Source organism: Pseudoflavonifractor sp. 524-17, assembly GCF_009935845.1.
GTDB lineage: Bacteria > Bacillota > Clostridia > Oscillospirales > Oscillospiraceae > Pseudoflavonifractor_A.
Genome location: NZ_QWEK01000097.1, coordinates 1 through 3,614 on the forward strand (window position 1 = coordinate 1; position 3,614 = coordinate 3,614).

Here is a 3,614-nt window from a genome sequence, read left to right on the forward strand (position 1 = left end):
AACGGCGAATTTATCGGAACCTGGGCGATTTACGGCTATCAGAAGTGCCCTGACGATCATCACCGGATTGAGCCGGATGAGGAAACCGCGCCCGTAGTCCGGGAAATCTTTCAATGGCGGCGCTCCGGCATGAGCTATCAGAATATTGCCCGGAGGCTGAACGAGCGGAACATCCCTTCTCCTGGCCGGTATCACTATTTGAAGGGCAACGCAAAATCGGAACGCTATGCCGGTGCGGTTTGGAAGGTATGCTCCATTAAGAACATCCTGTCCAGCGAGATTTATCTGGGACATATGGTGCAGGGCCGAAAACGTTCTGGGTTCTCCGAGGGCAGACAGCCCTACCGTGTGCCGAAATCTGAGTGGATGATTGTCCGCAATACCCATGAGCCTCTGGTGGATGAAGAAACCTTTCAAGCGGTTCAGCAGATGGCTGAAAAGGCCAGAACTGCTTACCACGAGCGGCAGGGGAAGTATGACACGCTGGGGACTACCCCCAACATTCTGCGAAAGCTGGTCTGCTGCGCGGACTGCAAACGGCCTCTGGTGCGGTACAAAAACGTGAACGGCAGCACGGGGAGGCGCTACTACGTCTATATCTGCCAGTCTCATTCCAATGATCCCGCCTCCTGCCCCAAGAAGTATTTCCATGAGGCCAGGCTGATTGAAATTCTCTGGGATACCTTACAGCATGAAATTGCGCTGGCTGAAAATCTGGACAAGCTGGTACGGCAGTACAGTAAATCCGCAAGGGCGGCCGGCCGGGAGGCGGCGGTCCAGCGGGAGATCGCCGCCGCAAAACAGTCCCTCAGCCGTGCGGAAATGCTCCATGACAGCTTGTATCAGAATTACGCCGGCAAGCTGATGTCAGAGCGGGAGTACACGGAAATGAAGCAGCAGTACCGCTCTGATATGGAGCGGGCCCAGGCCCGGCTGGATGAGCTGGAACAGCGGCAGAGGACCGAACGCCAGCAGACCACGGAAAACCCCTGGCTTACCGCCTGCGGTCAATTCAAGGAAGAACGGGCGCTGACGGAGGCCATGGCCCACGCGCTCATTGAGCGGGTGGAAATTGACGCAGAAAACCGCGTCAGCGTTACGCTCCGTTACCGGGATGAATACAACGCTCTGCTCCGGCTGCTGGAGGCGGAGGGAGAGGCGGGGCCGGTATGAGCGTTATCACTGCCAAATATATCCGCTTATCCTCGGAGGACGATGATTTAGGAAAGGGCGGCAAGGCGGAATCCAACAGCGTCACGAACCAGAGAAACTTACTGGACGCCTTTATCAGCCGCACCCCGGAGCTGGCGGATACCCATGTAATCGAGTTCTGTGACGACGGCTGGAGCGGCAAAAACTTTGAGCGTCCTGGCTTTCAGGAGATGATCGCCCAGGTGAGGGCGGGGAAAATCCAATGTATCGTGGTCAAGGATTTGTCCCGGTTTGGCCGTGATTATCTCACGGTTGGCAATTATATTTCCAGCGTGTTTCCCTTCCTGGGGGTGCGGTTCATCGCCGTCAACGACGGCTTTGACAGCATCCGGCCAGCCGATATTGACAGCCTGGAGACCTCCTTCAAAACCCTGATCTATGACCTGTACAGCCGGGATTTGTCCCGGAAGGTGCGCAGCGCAAAGCGGTTCCGCGCCCAGCGGGGAGACTTCCTTTCCCCCTTTGCTCCCTATGGCTACGTCAAGGACCCGGCTGACAAAAGCCGTCTCGTGATAGACCCGGAGGCGGCGGAGACGGTGCGGCGGATCTTTCTGCTGACTGCAAACGGTCAGAAGAAGGAACAGCTTGCGAGGCAGCTTAACGCTGAGGGCGTACCAACTCCTATGCTTCACAAGCGGGCGGCTGGCTGCTCCCGGACCAAGTGGAACAATCTGTTTGACGAAAACTTTTGGACAGGCAGTTTGATTTACGGTATTTTGCGGGATGAACGCTATGTTGGCAGGGTTGTTTACGGAAAACATACTCGTGACAGGGTTGGGCACGCGCATGTGGTTCGGGTTGAGCGGGAGGACTGGATCGTTGTAGAAAATACCCATGAGGGCATTGTGACTCGGGAAGAATTTGACCGCGCCCAGGCGGCGATACGGGCCTCTGAGGGCAGTACGGTCAGAAATCATAATCATCCGTTGCAGAAAAAAATCCGCTGCGGGACCTGCGGCTATGCCATGAGACGGGTGCAGCAGCCGCCGTCACCGTATTTCATTTGCCGCACCTCCCGCATGAACGCCGCCTATACTTGCAGGGACAGGATACCGGAAGCTGACATTCTGGAAACTGTGACCGAAGGGCTCCATGCGCAGGCATTGATGGCGGTGGAGCTGAGCCGGTTATGGGAGGAACAGCGCCAGGGCCGGAAAAAGGATATTGCCGCCGCGAAGAAATCCCTTGACGGACTGCGGGAGGCACACCAGCGCCTTTCCCAGCAGGTCAATGGCCTGTATGAAGCCTTTGCGTTGGGGGAGCTCAGCAAGGGGGAATACCTCGCCGCAAAAGCCGCCGCCGCCAAACAGCGGGACGATACCGCCGCCCGGATCGGCGAATTGGAGGCCGCGTTGGACAACATGGGCGCGGACGGCAGCCTGCAAAACGGCTTTGTTTCTGCCTTTGGGAAGTATCTGGAGGCAGAGGAGATTACCGATGAGATTGCAGCGGACGTTTTGAAAGAGGTCCGCGTCTTCCCCGGCGGGCGGATTGAAACGGTCTGGAACTACCGGGATGAGCTGGAAAAGCTGATACTTGATTTACAAGGAGAGCATCAGGATGGAGTATAAAAGGGCCTGGATTTATTGCAGGGTGGCGCACCCTGACGCCCACGCGCTGGCGGTTCAACAGGCCGGCTTGGAGGTTTATGCGGAAGCGCACGGCTTTGAGATTGTGGGCATTACCGCAGAACAAGCCGGTGGATTAGACCTCTTCCGCCGGGGACTGGCCGAGGTTTCCGGAGCGGTGGCTGATGGGAAAATCGACCTCCTGCTGGTGGCAGACCTCTCCCGCCTGGGGCGGGACATGGGCAAAACAGACGCTTATCTGCGCTGGCTGGAAGACCAGTTTGTTGAGGTGGTCTGCGCCGATGGCACGGTTCCGCAGACCTCAACGGAGATACTGCATGAGCTGGTGAAAGCAAGCGGCATTCCTCTGGACAGGGCGCATTAGCGGCGGCATAAACTAGGGCTTTTCTGTCTGGCGAGTTCAGGCAGAAAGGCCCTGGTTTTATATCTGCAACAGAGGCACTTTGAGATGTAGGTTCTGCTTCTAATAGCATTCACAATTTATTTACATTTTCTTTTTGTTCCGGGCTTGACAGTAGCGGACAAAGGATATAGCGGCAAGAACACAGACCGCCCGAAGTTTCAAGAGTTGGTGCGGGATATTAAAAAGGGCCTGATAGCGAAAGTCATTGTCTACAAACTTGACCGTATCAGCCGTTCCATTCTGGATTTTGCCAACATGATGGAACTGTTCCAGCAGTACAATGTGGAGTTTGTTTCCTCCACGGAAAAGTTTGATACCTCCACGCCCATGGGCCGGGCCATGCTGAATATCTGTATCGTGTTCGCCCAACTGGAACGGGAAACCATTCAGAAGCGGGTGACGGACGCTTA

At 56.1% G+C, this 3,614-nt stretch carries 3 protein-coding genes and 1 pseudogene; all 4 read left to right on the forward strand.

From position 1 onward, the window contains the following. The coding region (locus D1159_RS18480) for a recombinase family protein (RefSeq protein WP_161847064.1) at positions 1 to 1,173 on the forward strand (1,173 nt) is incomplete at its 5' end. Continuing rightward, on the forward strand, positions 1,170 to 2,783 hold the full coding sequence (locus D1159_RS18485) for a recombinase family protein (RefSeq protein WP_161847065.1): 1,614 nt from the start codon (positions 1,170 to 1,172) through the stop codon (positions 2,781 to 2,783). The genes D1159_RS18480 and D1159_RS18485, both read left to right, overlap by 4 nt. Next, entirely contained in the window at positions 2,773 to 3,165 is a 393-nt protein-coding gene (locus tag D1159_RS18490) for a recombinase family protein (RefSeq protein WP_161847066.1), read from the forward strand. Before D1159_RS18485 ends, D1159_RS18490 begins: the two co-directional genes overlap by 11 nt. A gap of 156 nt (positions 3,166 to 3,321) precedes the next feature. Beyond that, positions 3,322 to 3,614: pseudogene (locus tag D1159_RS18495) on the forward strand (recombinase family protein); the annotation flags it as partial.